The organism is Variovorax sp. 350MFTsu5.1 (genome assembly GCF_048302515.1).
Classification (GTDB): Bacteria; Pseudomonadota; Gammaproteobacteria; order Burkholderiales; family Burkholderiaceae_C; genus Variovorax; species Variovorax guangxiensis.
The window spans coordinates 6,071,865-6,085,522 of the sequence record NZ_CP157620.1; the positions used below are offsets into that span (position 1 = coordinate 6,071,865).

Here is a 13,658-nt window from a genome sequence, read left to right on the forward strand (position 1 = left end):
GAGGGGGCGGGAAGAGCCGGGGCAAGCCCCGCCCTGCCCTGCCCTGCCCTGCCCTATCGCGCCAGCACGGGCGCCAGCGCCACGCCGGTGTGCGTGCCCAGCCGCACCACCTCTTCGGGCGGCGCCGACGCGACGACGCGCCCGCCCGCGCTGCCGCCCTCGGGCCCGAGGTCGAGGATCCAGTCGGCCTCGGCGATCAGGTCGAGGTCGTGCTCGATCACCACCACGCTGTGGCCGCCGTTCACCAACCGGTGCAGCACGTGGATCAGCTTCTCGACGTCGGCCATGTGCAGGCCCACGGTCGGCTCGTCGAGCACGTACAGGGTGTGCGGCGCCTTCTGGCCGCGGCGGGTGATGTCGTCGCGCACCTTGCTGAGTTCGGTCACCAGCTTGATGCGCTGCGCCTCGCCGCCCGAGAGCGTGGGCGAGGGCTGCCCCAGCGTGAGGTAGCCCAGCCCCACGTCCTTCAGCAGCTGCAGCGGGTGGCTGATGTTGGGCATGCTCGCGAAGAACTCGACGGCCTCGTCGACTTCCATCTTCAGCACGTCGCCGATGCTCTTGCCACGCCAGCTCACGGCCAGCGTCTCGGGGTTGAAGCGCGCGCCGTGGCACACCTCGCAGGGCACCTTCACGTCGGGCAGGAAGCTCATCTCGATGGTGCGCACGCCCGCGCCCTCGCAGCCCGGGCAGCGGCCTTCGCCGGTGTTGAAGCTGAAGCGCGCCGGGCCGTAGCCGCGCGCCTTGGCCTCCAGCGTGTCGGCGAAGAGCTTGCGGATGGTGTCCCAGAAGCCGATGTAGGTGGCCGGGCAGCTGCGCGGCGTCTTGCCGATGGGCGTCTGGTCGACCTCGAGCACGCGGTCGACGGTCTCGTAGCCCTCGACCTTGCGGCAGCCCGCCCACGCGGGACGCTTGCCGGCGGCGTCGGCGTCGCGGCCGGCCTTGGTCGAGCGCTGCGCCACGATGGCCTGCACGTTGGCCAGCAGCACGTCGCGCGCGAGCGTGGACTTGCCCGAACCGCTCACGCCGGTGACCACCACGAGGCGGCGCAGCGGCAGCGTGGTCGTCACGTCCTGCAGGTTGTGCAGGTTGGCGCCTTGCACGGTGAGCCATTCGCCGCTCTCCTCGGCCTTCGGGTCGGGCGAAGGGATCAGCCGGCGCGCCTGCAGCGGGTGCCGGATGGCGTCGCGCAGGTAGCGGCCGGTCTGCGAGTCGTCGGCCTTCTGGATGTCGGCGACCGTGCCCTCGGCGACCAGGCGGCCGCCGCGCTTGCCGGCGCTCGGGCCGATGTCGATGATGTGGTCGGCGCGGCGGATGGTGTCCTCGTCGTGCTCCACCACCACCAGCGTGTTGCCCTTGTCGCCGAGCTTGTGCAGCGCGTCGAGCAGGATCTGGTTGTCGCGCGCGTGCAGGCCGATGGTCGGCTCGTCGAGCACGTAGCACACGCCCTGCAGGTTGCTGCCGAGCTGCGCCGCCAGGCGGATGCGCTGCGCCTCGCCGCCCGAGAGCGTGGGCGCGCCGCGGTCCAGCGTGAGGTAGCCCAGGCCCACCTCTTCCAGGAACTCGAGCCGGCTGCGGATCTCGGGCACGAGGTCGCGCGCGATCTCGGCTTCTCGGCCGCTGAGCGCGAGCCCCTCGAACCACTGGCGCACCTCGGTCACGCTCATGCGCGCGAGTTCGGTGATGCCGATGCCGCCCGAGCCGTCGGCCGCGGTGCCGAAGCCCACGGCGCGCGCCGTGGCGTTCAGGCGCGTACCCTGGCAGGTCGGGCAGGCCACGTCGGCCAGGTCTTCCACCTCGGGCTCGGCGAAGGTCTGCTCGCGGCCCTTGTCGTCGCCGGCCAGCACGGAGTCGTCGAACACCTTGCGCTGGTCCTTGCTGAGCTTGACGCCGGTGCCCACGCAGTCGGGGCACCAGCCGTGCTTGCTGTTGTAGCTGAACAGGCGCGGATCGAGCTCGGCGTAGCTGGTGCTGCACACCGGGCAGGCGCGCAGCGTGGAGAACACGTGGACGCGGCCGATGCCGGCGGCGGACACGCCCGCCATCATCGCGGCGCGCAGCCCGTCGAGTTCGCTGAGCACGTGCACCACGCCCTTGCCGTGCTCGAGCGCCTTGGCCAGCGCCGCGCGCAGCTCGTTCTCGTTCGAGGGCAGCACGTCGAGGCTGGCCACCGGCAGCTCGATGCTGTGCTCCTTGAAGCGGTCGATGCGCGGGAAGCCGGTGGTCGGCAGGAAGTCGCCGTCCACGCGCAGGTGCGTGAAGCCGCGCGGGCGCGCCCAGTCGGCCAGCTCGGTGTACACGCCCTTGCGGTTGGTCACCAGCGGCGCGAGCAGGCCGATGTGCTGGCCCTTGAAGTTGCGCATGAGCTGCGCGGCGATGCTGTCGGGGGTCTGCGGCTGCACGGCCGCGCCGTCGTGGATGCAATGCTGGATGCCCAGCTTCACGTACAGCAGGCGCAGGAAGTGCCACACCTCGGTGGTGGTGCCCACCGTGCTCTTGCGGCCGCCGCGCGACAGGCGCTGCTCGATGGCCACCGTCGGCGGAATGCCGTACACCGCGTCCACCTCGGGCCGGCCCGCCGGCTGCACGATGCTGCGCGCGTAGGCGTTGAGCGATTCGAGGTACCGGCGCTGCCCTTCGTTGAAGAGGATGTCGAAGGCCAGCGTCGACTTGCCCGATCCGCTCACGCCCGTCACCACGCTGAACTTGCCGCGCGGAATGTCGACGCTCAGGTTCTTCAGGTTGTGCTCGCGCGCGTTGACGATCTGCACCGCATCGGCACCCGGCGCCGCCTTGGCGTTGGCGATGTAGCGGCGCGCGGCGCGCTCGGCCACCTTGTAGGCCTCGGGGCCGATGGCGAGTTCGTAGTCGGCCAGCGCGGCTCCGGTGAGCGAGGCGCGATTCTCGCGCAGCTGCTCGGGCGTGCCCTGGGCCACCACCTGCCCGCCGCCCTCGCCGCCTTCGGGGCCGAGGTCGATGAGCCAGTCGCTCGCGCGGATCACGTCGAGGTTGTGCTCGATCACGATCAGCGAATGGCCGGCGTCGAGCAGCTTGCGCAGCGCGCGCATGAGCCGCGCGATGTCGTCGAAGTGCAGGCCGGTGGTGGGCTCGTCGAACAGGAAGAGCGTGCCCTTGCGCGCCACCGACTGCTTGCTGGCGGTGGCGTTCTTCGCGGCCTCGGCCAGGAAGCCCGCGAGCTTCAGGCGCTGAGCCTCGCCGCCTGAGAGCGTGGGCACGGGCTGGCCGAGCTTGACGTAGTCCAGCCCCACGTCGGAAATGGGCTGCAGCACGCGCAGCACGTCGCGGTCGGCCTCGAACACCGCGGCCGCCTCGGCCACGGTGAGTTCGAGCACGTCGGCCACGTTGTAGCTGCGGCCCTTGCGTTCCACGCGCACTTCGAGGATCTCGGGGCGGTAGCGCTTGCCGTCGCAGTCGGGGCAGCGCAGGTACACGTCCGACAGGAACTGCATCTCGACGTGCTCGAAGCCCGAGCCGCCGCAGGTCGGGCAGCGCCCGTCGCCGGAGTTGAAGCTGAACTTGCTCGCGGTGTAGCCGCGCTGGCGCGAGAGCGTGGCCGTGGCGAAGATCTCGCGGATCGCGTCCCACGCGCCCACGTAGCTCGCGGGGTTGGAACGCGCGGTCTTGCCGATGGGCGACTGGTCGACGAACACCACGTCGCCGAGGTGGTCGGCGCCGAGCAGGCGGTCGTGCGCGCCGGGCGTCTCGGTGGCCTTGCCGAAGTGGCGCATCAGCGCGGGCGCCAGCACGTCCTGGATGAGCGTGGACTTGCCCGAGCCGCTCACGCCGGTCACGCACACCAGGCGCGCCAGCGGGAACTCGACCGTCACGTTCTTCAGGTTGTGCTCGCGCACGCCTTCGAGGATGAGCCGGTGCGTGTTCTCGCTCACCAGCCGCTTGAAGCCCATGCCGATCTTCTTGCGACCGCCCAGGTACAGGCCGGTGAGCGTGTCGGCGTCGCGCAGCTGGTCGGTGGTGCCGTCGAACACCACCTGCCCGCCGCGCGCGCCGGGGCCGGGCCCCATGTCGATCACGCGGTCGGCGGCCAGCATCACGGCCGGGTCGTGCTCGACCACCACCAGCGTGTTGCCCGCGTCGCGCAGGCGCAGCATGGCCTCGGTGATGCGGTTCATGTCGCGCGGGTGCAGGCCGATGCTCGGCTCGTCGAGCACGAAGAGCGTGTTGACCAGCGAGGTGCCCAGCGCCGTGGTCAGGTTGATGCGCTGCACCTCGCCGCCGCTGAGCGTGCGGCTCTGGCGGTCGAGCGTGAGGTAGCCGATGCCCACGTCGTGCAGGTAGCGCAGGCGGGTGGTGATTTCCTCGAACAGCAGCTTCAGCGCCTGGATCTCGCCCTCGCTGGCCGCCTGGCCGTTGCCGTGGTGCTCGATGCGGTCGAAGAGCTGGCGCAGCCGCTCGATGGGCAACAGCATCAGGTCGTGCAGGCACAGGCCCGGCAGCGCCTCGAGCTGGGCGCGCGTCCATTTCACGCCGTTGGGCATGAAGCGCTTCTCGGGCGGCAGGACGGCGTCGGCGTCTTCCTTGCTGCCGATGCGCCACAGCAGGCTCTCGAGCTTGAGGCGCGCGCCGCTGCAGGTGGGGCACGGCGTGTAGCTGCGGTACTTGGACAGCAGCACGCGGATGTGCATCTTGTACGCCTTGCTCTCCAGGTAGCCGAAGAAGCGGCGCACGCCGTACCACTGCTTGTTCCAGTTGCCTTCCTTGTAGTTGGGCGTGCCCTCGATCACCCAGTGCTTCTGCTCGTCGGTGAGCTTGTTCCAGGGCGTGTCGCGCGGGATGCCGGCCGCCTCCGCGTGGCGCATGAGGTCGTCCTGCGCCTCCTTCCAGGCGGGCGTCTGGATGGTCTTGATGGCGCCGGCGCGCAGCGTGAGCTTGTCGTTCGGAATCACCAGCCCCAGGTCGACGCCGATCACGCGGCCGAAGCCGCGGCAGGTGTCGCAGGCGCCCACGGCCGAGTTGAACGAGAACATCGACGGGATCGGGTCGGCGTAGCGGATGTCGCTCTCGGGGCAGTGCAGGCCGGTGGAGAACTTCCACACGTCGGTCACTGCGTTCTCTTCCGAGCCGGTGGCGTGCACCGTGACGCGCCCGCTGCCGCGCTTGAGCGCGACTTCAATGGCTTCCACCACGCGCGAGCGCTCGGCGCCGGACGCACGGAAGCGGTCGGCCACCACGTCGAGCACCTTGCGCGGACCGGTGGGCGTGGCCACCTCGCGCTCGGACTGCACGCGCGTGAAGCCGCTGGCGGAGAGCCACTGCGTGACTTCCTCGGCCGTGGTGCTCGCGGGCAGCTCGACCGGGAAGGTGACGACCAGGCGCGGATCGCCCGCAGCGGCCGCGCGCTCGACGATCTGCGCGTAGATGCTGTCGGGCGAATCGTGGCGCACCGGCAGCGCGGTCTCGCGGTCGAACAGGTTGGCCGCGCGCGCGAAGAGCAGCTTCAGATGGTCGTTCAGCTCGGTCATCGTGCCGACCGTGGAGCGCGAGGAGCGCACCGGGTTGGTCTGGTCGATGGCGATGGCGGGCGGCACGCCTTCCACCTTGTCGACGGCCGGCTTGTCCATGCGGTCGAGGAACTGGCGCGCGTAGGCGGAGAAAGTCTCCACGTAGCGCCGCTGGCCTTCGGCATAGAGGGTGTCGAAGACGAGGCTCGACTTGCCCGAGCCGCTGGGCCCGGTGACCACCGTCATTTCGCCGGTGCGGATGTCGAGATCGAGGTTCTGGAGGTTGTGCTGGCGCGCGCCGCGAATCCGGATGGAGCCCTGTGTCATGAGTGCCTTGGGGGGTGGGGCAAACATTCTAGGGAGTGCCTCGTGACGGGTTTGCGCATTACGTCACAAGGTCGGTGGCTGCGCAGGGGTTTGTCCGGATGGAGTTAAAAACACTTTCAGAAACAAATAGCACATTTGTTTTCACGTTCGCCCGGCCGGGCGCCCGCATTGCTTCGAAAGGACTCCATGACGAAAACGCGCACGCTCTGCGCCGCCGCCCTGCTGGCCTTCAGCGCCCTGGGGGCGTCTGCCCAGATCCTGATCGGCCAGACCGCCGGCATGACCGGCTCGGTGGCCGCGAGCGTGAACGAGACCATCGGCGGCGCGAACCTGGTGATCGACGCGGTCAACGCGCAGGGCGGCATCCATGGCGAGAAGATCGAAGTGCTGCGCATGGACGACGGCTTCGACGTGAAGCGCGCCAGCGAGAACGCGCGCGTGCTGATCGAGGAGAAGAAGGTGCTGGCGCTCTTCATGAGCCGCGGCACGCCCCATTCGCAGGCGATCATTCCCTGGCTCGACAAGAACGACGTGGCGCTCATCGGCCCCTCCACAGGCGCGATGGTGCTGCACAAGCCGCTGCAGAAGCACGTGTTCAACGTGCGCGCCACCTACCAGCGCGAGGCCGAGAAAGCGGTGCAGCACCTGTTGACCATCGGCCTCACGCGCATCGCGGTGGTGCACGTGACCGACTCCTTCGGCACCGACGCGCTCGAAGGCGCGATGACCGGCTTCAGCAAGGGCAACGCCAAGCCGACCGTGATCATCCCGGCCGACCGCGACAAGCCCGACTACAAGACCATCGTGCCCGCCATCAAGGGCGCCGACGCGCAGGCCGTGGTGTGGATCGGCTCCGGCGTGGCCGTGGTCGACGGCATCAAGGCGCTGCGCGCCGCGGGCTCGGCCGCGCAGGTGGTCACGCTGTCGAACAACGCCTCCTCGGGCTTCATCAAGCAGCTCGGCGACGCGAGCCGCGGCGTGATCGTGACGCAGGTGTTTCCCAACGAGCGCTCGCTGGGCCATCCGATGGTGAAGGAAGCCCTGGCTCTCGCGCAGGCCAGGGGCCAATCGGAACTGTCGCCGGCCGCGCTCGAAGGCTTCGCCTCGGCCAAGGTGCTGGTGGAGGCGCTGCGCCGCGCCAGCCCCAAGCCCACGCGCGCCAGGATGGTGGCCGCCCTCGACAGCCTGCGCGGCTACGACCTGGGCGGCGGGCTGGAGGTGAGCTATTCGCCCACCGACCACAGCGGCATCGATTTCGCGGACCTCTCGATCATCAGCGACGGTCGCTTCAAGCGTTGAGTCCCCGCCCCGAGAGGGGCGAGTTTGAACGGCCCGCCGGCACAACCGGCGGGCCGCTTTTTTTCCGGGCGCTGGAAACCTTGGTTTGACAGGGTTTGCGCGAGCTAGCGAGACGTGACGTTCAGCAACACATTACACAGTTTCTGACAGAGGCGACCGCTTCCTGGAAAGGCTTTGCTCGATGAAGAAGACGTTCACGTCCTGCGCCGCTGCGCTGTTCCTGGCCATGATGGCGCCTGGGGCGGCGGCCCAGATCCTGATCGGCCAGTCGGCCGACCTCTCGGGCCCCGTGGCGGCCAGCGTCAAGGAAACGATCATGGGCTCGCAGCTGGTCATCGACCAGGTCAACGCCCAGGGCGGCATCAACGGCGAGCAGATCGAGGTCATCCGCATGGACGACGGTCTCGACGCCAAGCGCTCGCTGGAAAACACGCGCGTGCTCATCGAGGACAAGAAGGTCGTCGCGCTGCTGCTGAACCGCGGCACGCCCAACACGCTCGCGGTGATCCCGCTGCTCGACAAGTACGGGGTGGCGCTGGTCGGCCCCTCGACCGGCGCGATGGCGCTGCACAAGCCGCTGCAGAAGAACATCTTCAACGTGCGCTCCACCTACCAGCGCGAGGCAGAGAAGGCGGTGCAGCACCTGCAGACCACCGGCATCCAGCGCATCGCCGTCGTGCAGGCCGACGACTCCTTCGGCAAGGACGCGATGGAAGGCGCGAACAAGGGCTTCGAGAAGGCCAACCTGAAGCCGGCGGTGGTGGCGCTGGCCGACCGCAACAAGCCCGACTACGCGGCCATCGTCCCGCAACTCACCAAGGCCAACGCGCAGGCGGTGCTGTGGATCGGCTCGGGCACGGCCGTGACCGACGGCGTGAAGGCGCTGCGTGCTGCCGGCTCGGCGGCGCAGATCATCACGCTGTCGAACAACGCGGCCTCGGGCTTCATCAAGGAACTGGGCTCGGCCAGCGCGGGCGTGATCATCACGCAGGTGCTGCCCTACGAGCGCTCCTTCGGCCATCCGCTCATCAAGGAAGCGTTGGCGCTGGCCAAGGCCAAGGGCCAGAACGAGCTCTCGCCCGCGCTGCTCGAAGGCTTCGTCGCCACGAAGGTGATGGTGGAGGCTCTGCGCCGCACGGGGCCGAAGCCCACGCGCGCGAAGCTGATCGCCACGCTGAATGCCTTCCAGTACGACGTGGGCGGCGGGCTCGACATCAGCTACTCGCCGACCGACCACACCGGCATCGACTACGTAGACCTGTCGATCGTCAGCGACGGCAAGTTCAAGAGATAGGCTCGCCCGGCCTCACTTCGGCGCGGCGGCGGGCGCGGGTTCGTGCGTGGTGGTGTCGCCACCATGCTTCTCGCCCGACATGTCGACCTTGTCACCGGCCTTCGAGATCACGTACAGGGCAATGGCGGCGAAGATGACGAAGCCGACGACGAGTTTCCACATGGGTTTTGTCTCCTGGATGGTTCAAGAAAAAGGCCTCATGCGGTCGGCATGAAGCCTCTTTGTTGAACGGAGGGCGGCGCCCTCCTGCCTGTTCTTCGGCGACGGTCAGTCGTTAGCGTAGATGTCCACGTCCTTCGTCTCGCGAATGAAGAGCGTGCCCACCACCAGCGTGATGCCGGCGATGATGATCGGATACCACAGGCCGTTGAACATGTTGCCGGTCGAGGCCACGATGGCGAAGGCGGTGGTCGGCAGCAGGCCGCCGAACCAGCCGTTGCCGATGTGGTAGGGCAGGCTCATCGAGGTGTAGCGGATGCGCGTGGGGAAGAGCTCCACCAGCATCGCGGCGATCGGGCCGTAGACCATGGTCACCAGCAGCACCAGCCAGAACAGCAGCACCACCGTCAGCACCTTGTTCATCTTCGCGGGGTCGGCCTTGGCCGGGTAGCCGGCGACCTTCAGGTCTTCGGCCACGCCCTTCTTGAAGGCGGCGATTTCCTTGACGGAGTTCTCGTCGAACTTCGAATTCACGACGTTGCCGACGGGTGCCTCGACCGACTTGTCGCCGATCTTCACGATGGCCTTCGAACCCGGCGCGCCGGCCACGTTCTCATAGCTCACCGAGTTCTGCACCAGGTAGCGCTTGGCGATGTCGCACGAGCTCTTGAAGTCGATCTCGCGCGCCACCGGGTTGCCCTGGAAGGAGCAGGTCGCGGGATCCGCCGTCACCGTCACGCCGGCGGTGGCCTGTGCGCGGGCCAGGTCGGGGTTGGCGGCTTCGGTCAGCATCTTGAAGACCGGGAAGTAGGTGACCACGGCCAGCAGGCAGCCGGCCATGATGATCGGCTTGCGGCCGATCTTGTCCGACAGCGTGCCGAACACCACGAAGAAGGGCGTGCCCAGCAGCAGCGCGGCGGCGATCATCAGGTTGGCCGTGGTGGCGTCGACCTTCAGCTGCGCCGTCAGGAAGAAGAGCGCGTAGAACTGGCCCGAGTACCAGACCACCGCCTGGCCGGCCGTCAGGCCCACCAGCGCCAGGATCACGATCTTCAGGTTCTTCCACTGGCCGAAGGACTCGGCCAGAGGCGCCTTGGAGGTCTTGCCCTCGGCCTTCATCTTCTGGAAGGCGGGCGACTCCGACAGCGTCAGGCGGATCCACACCGAGATGCCCAGCAGCAGGATCGACACCAGGAACGGAACGCGCCAGCCCCAGTCGTTGAAGGCCGCCTCGCCCATGAACTCGCGCACGCCCAGGATTACCAGCAGGCTCAGGAACAGGCCGAGCGTGGCGGTGGTCTGGATCCACGAGGTGTAGGCGCCGCGCTTGCCGTGCGGCGCGTGCTCGGCCACGTAGGTGGCGGCACCGCCGTACTCGCCGCCGAGCGCGAGGCCCTGCAGCATGCGCAGCGCGATCAGGATCACCGGCGCCGCGACGCCGATGGTCGCGTAGCTCGGCAGCAGGCCTACGATGAAGGTCGACAGGCCCATGATCAGGATGGTCACCAGGAAGGTGTACTTGCGACCGATCATGTCGCCCAGCCGGCCGAACACGATGGCGCCGAACGGACGCACCAGGAAGCCGGCGGCGAAGGCCAGCAGCGCGAAGATGAAGGCGGCGCCCGCATCCAGGCCGCTGAAGAACTGCTTCGCGATGATCGCGGCCAGCGAACCGTAGAGGTAGAAGTCGTACCACTCGAACACGGTGCCCAGCGAGGAGGCGAAGATGACTTTCTTCTCCTCCGAGGACATGGGCCGGGGGGCCGGGTGCGGCACTCCCCTCGAATCTAGTGTGGCTGCCATTGGTCGTCTCCTGTGTGTATGCGTTCATTCGTTCCCGGAATCCGGGACCGTGCGGCATTCTTGGAGGCGCGACTGACCCGAGCCTTTCGCGAAACTGAACCGGCGCTTACGGTTTAGGGTGAAACCCGCGCAGCACGTTTCAGCCTGTAAGAAATCGGGGTGCTTTTCCGGCGCCCGCGGGTTTGTACTCAGCCCTGTTTGCTGCTGCGCAGCAAGGCCGGGCGCTGGTCCGCCGAAGCCCACTCGGGGCCGTCGAACCACGCATCGCCCGACAGGTAGGCGCGCAGCATCTGCAGGCCGTCGAAGCCCCAGAACAGGCGGCCGTCGACCACGTAGGTCGGCGTGCCGAACACGCCCTGGCGCAGGGCCTCTTCGGTGTTGCGCTTGAGCAGGGCCTTGCTCTCGTCACTGTTCGCGTCGCGCTTCGGCCCGAGCTGCGCGGTGAGCGCGGCGAGCCGCGCCGGGTCGCCCGCTTCCTCGCCGCCGCGCCACACGTGGCGGAAGATGGTCTCGGCCACGAGGCGGCTGATGGTGCCGTCGTCGCCCGTGGATACCGCCAGCCGCAGGTGCGCCAGCGGGTTGTAAGGATGCGAGGCCGGCATCCGGATCTCTATGCCGTGCGTGTGGCCCAGCCAGAGCACGTGGCGGTAGGTCCAGCTGCGCTTCGACGGAATCTCCGCCGGCCCGAGCTGGCCATGCTGCTTGAGCAGCGCGCCAAGCAGCACCGGCCTGTAGGCCACGCTGTAGCTCAGGCCCTCGAGCGCTTCGGGCAGGTGCTCGAAGGCGAGGTGCGCGTAGGGCGAGATGAAGTCGAGATGGAAGTCGATGTGCTTCATGGGCTGCTGTCTCCTGGGTTCGCCGCGGGCACGCGCCAGATGCCGGCCTTCGCCCGCAACTCTATCGCCCGCCACACGTGGCGCCGGGTCTCTTCTTCCATCCTGCTCCAGCCCGCGATCTCGGGGATGGTGCGCAGGCAGCCTCCGCAGAAGCCGCTCAGGCGATCCATGCGGCACACCGAGCAGCACGGCGAAGGCACATCGCCCGCCGCGGCCTGCACCGCCACGGCGCGTTCGGCCAGCGTCTCGGCTTCCGCGAAATTCACACCACGTCGGCCACCGGCGCGCCGGTGAGCTTCTCGAGGTCGTGCGGGCGCAGCTGGAACACGGCGTGCGGATGGCCGGCTGCCGCCCAGATCTCCTCGAAGCGGAAGAGCTCGCGGTCGATCAGCACCACGGGCGGCGTCAGGTGGCCCACGGGCGACACGCCGCCGATGGTGAAGCCGGTGCGCGACTTCACGAAGTCGGCGTCGGCGCGGCCGGTCTTGCCGACCAGCGCGTCGACCTTCTTCTCGTCCACGCGCTTGTCGCCCGAGGTGATGACCAGCACCGCCGACTCGTCGCTCTTGCGCCGGAAGATGATGCTCTTGGCGATCTGCCCGACCGCGATGCCGAGCGCGTCGGCCGCCTGCTGCGCGGTGCGGCAGGCGTCGTCGAGCATGCGTGGGGAGTGGGGGTGGCCGGCATCCTGCAGGGCGCGGGAAACGCGCTGGACGCCTTCGGGGAGGTTATGGAGTTCGGATCCGCACATGATGGCTTCGAATCTATCAGGCTGCCGGGCCGTGGGCGCCGGCTCCGTCAGGCGCTGCGCTTGAACAGGAACAGCATCGCGCCCATCGCCATCAGCACGCCGCCGAAGACGCGGTTCTGCGCGCGCCGTGCGCGCACGCTGCGCAGCATGCCCTGCAGCCGCGCGGCCAGCCAGGCGTAGCCGTGCATCACGGTCACGTCGACCATCACCGTGGTGGCCAGCAGCACCAGCAGCTGCAGCCACAGGGGCCGCGTCGGCTGAATGAACTGCGGCAGCACCGCGGCCATGAAGACGATGCCCTTGGGGTTGGTCACGTTGGTGAGGAAGCCGCGCAGCACGCGCTGCGGTGCCGTGAGGTCGGGTTCAGCCGCCTGCGTCGCGCCGCCCTCGATCTTCGCGACGGGCGCACGCCACTGGCGCCAGCCCAGCCACAGCAGGTAGCACGCGCCCACCACCTTGACGACCAGGAACGCGCTGGCCGAGGCGGTGAGCACCGCACCCACGCCAAGGCCGGCCACCAGCAGGATCACCGCGAGCCCCAGCTGCAGCCCCACGATGGTCGCCGTGGTGCGCCGCACGCCGTAGCTGAGCCCGTGGCTCATGCTGAGCACAGCGCCCGAACCGGGCGACACCGCGATGACGCAACTGGCCACCACGAATGCAAGCCACACATGCAGATCCACTGACTACTCCCGCTCTATCTGTTCGATTCAGCGCTTCAGCCGGCCCGCTTGGTGCGGATGGCCTTCGAGGCGCGCGAGTTCGGCTCGCGGCCCAGCGCCTCGCTGATGTAGACGCCCGCGTCGATCAGCCTGTCGAGATCGATGCCGGTCTCGATGCCCATGCCGTGCAGCATGTAGACCACGTCCTCGGTCGCCACGTTGCCGGTCGCGCCCTTGGCATAGGGGCAGCCGCCCAGGCCGGCCGAGGACGACTGGAAGTTCCACACGCCCAGCTCGAGCGCCGCCAGCGTATTGGCGAGCGCCTGCCCGTAGGTGTCGTGGAAATGGCCGGAAATGGCGTCGACATCGAAGTGCGCCAGCGTGGCTTCCATGGCCGCCTGCACCTTGCGCGGCGTGCCCACGCCGATGGTGTCGGCCACGTCCACGCGCTGCACGCCGATGCCCTTCATCAGCTGCGCGAGGTAGCCGACCTTGGCCGGCGCGATCTCGCCTTCATAGGGGCAGCCGACTGTGCACGACATCGCGCCGCGCACACGGATGCCCTTCTCGAGCGCCGCGGCCACCACGGGCGCGAAGCGCTCGATGCTTTCGGCGATGGAGCAGTTGATGTTCTTCTGGCTGAAGGCCTCGCTGGCGGCGCCGAACACCACGATCTCGTCGGGCCACTCCTGGCGCGGCGCGGCGATGGCCGCCTCGAAGCCCTTCATGTTGGGCGTGAGCACCGAATAGAGCACGCCCGGCTTGCGGCTGATGCCGTGCATCACCTCTGCGTTGTCGGCCATCTGCGGCACCCACTTGGGGCTCACGAAGCTGGTGACCTCGATCTCCTTCAGGCCCGCGTCCTGCAGGCGGTGCACGAGGCCGATCTTCACTTCGGCGGAGACGGGCTGCTTTTCGTTCTGCAGGCCGTCGCGCGGGCCGACGTCGACGAGCCTGACTTGGGTGGGGAGTTTCATGGGATGTCTCTTGTATCGCTGGAGGATGGAAGACCGCCTTCGATTGTCGGCCACATGGAAATCCCCTGCCTGG

The 13,658-nt window shown here is 68.6% G+C and carries 10 protein-coding genes; 2 read left to right on the forward strand and 8 right to left on the reverse strand.

The features are described from left to right. Nucleotides 1-53: 53 nt before the first annotated feature. On the reverse strand, nt 54-5,804 hold the full coding sequence (gene uvrA, locus ABL843_RS27575; protein ID WP_418120529.1) for an excinuclease ABC subunit UvrA: 5,751 nt from the start codon (nt 5,802-5,804) through the stop codon (nt 54-56). Nucleotides 5,805-5,990: 186 nt separating this feature from the next. Between uvrA and ABL843_RS27580 the strand changes: the two genes are divergently transcribed. Together ABL843_RS27580 and ABL843_RS27585 are read left to right on the forward strand one after the other, a co-directional pair. Then, nucleotides 5,991-7,103: an ABC transporter substrate-binding protein gene (locus tag ABL843_RS27580; RefSeq protein ID WP_418118032.1), complete on the forward strand. Its 1,113-nt coding sequence runs from the start codon at nt 5,991-5,993 to the stop codon at nt 7,101-7,103. Between the two features lie 181 nt (nt 7,104-7,284). Then, nucleotides 7,285-8,397, forward strand: coding sequence for an ABC transporter substrate-binding protein (locus ABL843_RS27585; RefSeq protein WP_126023732.1), 1,113 nt, complete (start codon nt 7,285-7,287; stop codon nt 8,395-8,397). 12 nt (nt 8,398-8,409) lie between these two features. Here ABL843_RS27585 and ABL843_RS27590 read toward each other — a convergent pair whose 3' ends face one another. From ABL843_RS27590 to ABL843_RS27620, 7 genes are all read right to left on the reverse strand, one after another. Continuing rightward, the gene (locus tag ABL843_RS27590) at nt 8,410-8,559 is read right to left on the reverse strand and encodes a hypothetical protein (protein WP_019656389.1); all 150 of its coding nucleotides are present in this window, start codon (nt 8,557-8,559) and stop codon (nt 8,410-8,412) included. A 105-nt stretch (nt 8,560-8,664) separates the two neighbouring features. Beyond that, nucleotides 8,665-10,359, reverse strand: a complete 1,695-nt coding sequence (locus ABL843_RS27595; RefSeq protein ID WP_184640895.1) for an MFS transporter — start codon at nt 10,357-10,359, stop codon at nt 8,665-8,667. 188 nt (nt 10,360-10,547) lie between these two features. Then, nucleotides 10,548-11,195 (reverse strand): 2-hydroxychromene-2-carboxylate isomerase, encoded by a 648-nt coding sequence (locus tag ABL843_RS27600; protein ID WP_418118033.1) that lies wholly within the window; start codon nt 11,193-11,195, stop codon nt 10,548-10,550. Continuing rightward, the gene (locus tag ABL843_RS27605) at nt 11,192-11,461 is read right to left on the reverse strand and encodes a DUF1289 domain-containing protein (protein WP_418118035.1); all 270 of its coding nucleotides are present in this window, start codon (nt 11,459-11,461) and stop codon (nt 11,192-11,194) included. The genes ABL843_RS27600 and ABL843_RS27605 overlap by 4 nt, the downstream gene beginning before the upstream one ends. Continuing rightward, on the reverse strand, nt 11,458-11,946 hold the full coding sequence (locus tag ABL843_RS27610) for a YbaK/EbsC family protein (RefSeq protein WP_126023736.1): 489 nt from the start codon (nt 11,944-11,946) through the stop codon (nt 11,458-11,460). The genes ABL843_RS27605 and ABL843_RS27610 overlap by 4 nt, the downstream gene beginning before the upstream one ends. A 47-nt stretch (nt 11,947-11,993) precedes the next feature. Further along, a complete protein-coding gene (locus ABL843_RS27615) occupies nt 11,994-12,629 on the reverse strand; it encodes a LysE family transporter (RefSeq protein WP_418118036.1) in 636 nt (211 codons plus the stop codon). Between the two features lie 35 nt (nt 12,630-12,664). Then, the gene (locus tag ABL843_RS27620) at nt 12,665-13,585 is read right to left on the reverse strand and encodes a hydroxymethylglutaryl-CoA lyase (protein ID WP_418118037.1); all 921 of its coding nucleotides are present in this window, start codon (nt 13,583-13,585) and stop codon (nt 12,665-12,667) included. Between the last annotated feature and the right edge of the window lie 73 nt (nt 13,586-13,658).

Bases quoted from the DNA above. Each gene is read 5' to 3' on its own strand.
- uvrA (WP_418120529.1), bottom strand. From the start codon at position 5,804: ATGACACAGGGCTCCATCCGGATTCGCGGCGCGCGCCAGCACAACCTC.
- ABL843_RS27580 (WP_418118032.1), top strand. From the start codon at position 5,991: ATGACGAAAACGCGCACGCTCTGCGCCGCCGCCCTGCTGGCCTTCAGC.
- ABL843_RS27585 (WP_126023732.1), top strand. From the start codon at position 7,285: ATGAAGAAGACGTTCACGTCCTGCGCCGCTGCGCTGTTCCTGGCCATG.
- ABL843_RS27590 (WP_019656389.1), bottom strand. From the start codon at position 8,559: ATGTGGAAACTCGTCGTCGGCTTCGTCATCTTCGCCGCCATTGCCCTG.
- ABL843_RS27595 (WP_184640895.1), bottom strand. From the start codon at position 10,359: ATGGCAGCCACACTAGATTCGAGGGGAGTGCCGCACCCGGCCCCCCGG.
- ABL843_RS27600 (WP_418118033.1), bottom strand. From the start codon at position 11,195: ATGAAGCACATCGACTTCCATCTCGACTTCATCTCGCCCTACGCGCAC.
- ABL843_RS27610 (WP_126023736.1), bottom strand. From the start codon at position 11,946: ATGTGCGGATCCGAACTCCATAACCTCCCCGAAGGCGTCCAGCGCGTT.
- ABL843_RS27620 (WP_418118037.1), bottom strand. From the start codon at position 13,585: ATGAAACTCCCCACCCAAGTCAGGCTCGTCGACGTCGGCCCGCGCGAC.